The 1,129-nt window shown below is 26.0% G+C and carries 1 protein-coding gene and 1 pseudogene; both read left to right on the top strand.

What is annotated here, in order from left to right; all coding sequences use genetic code 11:
- Positions 1 to 341, top strand: a pseudogene (locus F6K13_RS34310) (hypothetical protein); the annotation flags it as partial.
- Positions 342 to 702: 361 nt separating this feature from the next.
- A partial coding sequence (locus F6K13_RS34305; protein WP_287290106.1) for a hypothetical protein occupies positions 703 to 1,129 on the top strand: 427 nt, incomplete at its 3' end.

Here is a 1,129-nt window from a genome sequence, read left to right as displayed (position 1 = left end):
CTTTACCTGGAACAAGACAATTGCCTATTGGCATTATTCAACCTGTAAATGGTTTGGTCAATATCAAACTTGCAAATAATACTGCTGCTACAATTTCTTATGAGATAATTGGAGATACTACACAACGCCAGTTGTCAGGAAAATCTGAAGTTATTTTAAGGAAATTAAAAGTTCCTGTCAATATTACTTTTTATCGGGATAAGGGAGGTTTTTTATTGATAAAACCTCAGTTTATTGTTGAAAATAGTCTTTTGCTGTTAAATATGACTGAGACTAATAATTTTAATTTGGATAAATCTAGTTTATTAATTGAAGAAACTGGAAGTGTATTTTTAAATTAGAGGACGTTTATATTTTAGCTTTTTTTCAATTATTTTGTTTCTTGAATAAGTTTAATAATAAATTTCCTCAATAATTTTTTCTAAAAAATAAGCATAAAATCACTAAATATTGATTAGTATCCTGTATTCCTATTTACAATCTTAAACTTCCAGATTAAGTCAATCATAGTGAATTATTGATGATAATTATCAATTATTTTGTCAAGATGAATTAAATTTTTATCAATCAATAAAATTGCCAAAATCATTTGATTTTTTGTATATAATTATAGACAATACCATAAGTGGTAGATAAATAGCTTTAGGCTTTCAAGCGTAATTTATGCTTTAATTTCGTCCCTTATCTAGGTATTTAGTTAATATGTATAGCAATGATAGAGAAGATAAAGTTCAGATCAATCTGAAATTAACTCGTGGTAAATGGCAACGCTTCCAAGTAAAATGTAAGGATAATGATGCTACAGCTTTTGAAGTTTTAAATTTGTTTATCGATCTTTATTTAGGAGAAGAAATAGATAGCAATCAAAGTATTTTATCACTTAGTTTAGAAACCAAAATTAATGTAGCAATAGGAAAGTATATTGGAAACAAATTGGATAGTTATATAGACAAATACATAGAAAAAAAATTGATTCAAGAAGTTAAAGAAATAGATGATAATGAAGCTCTAGTAACTCCTACAAAAAATAATAGATTACAAAGTATAGAAAAAGAAAACCTTGTATTTAGGGATAAATATGAATATGAACAATCATCAATGACAACAGTTATCGAACAAAAAGAAATGA

Origin of the sequence: Okeania sp. SIO2B9, from assembly GCF_010672505.1 — a bacterium.
Classification (GTDB): Bacteria; Cyanobacteriota; Cyanobacteriia; order Cyanobacteriales; family Microcoleaceae; genus Okeania; species Okeania hirsuta.
Note: the sequence above shows the minus strand (reverse complement) of the source record. Positions and strands in the feature narration are given on the sequence as shown.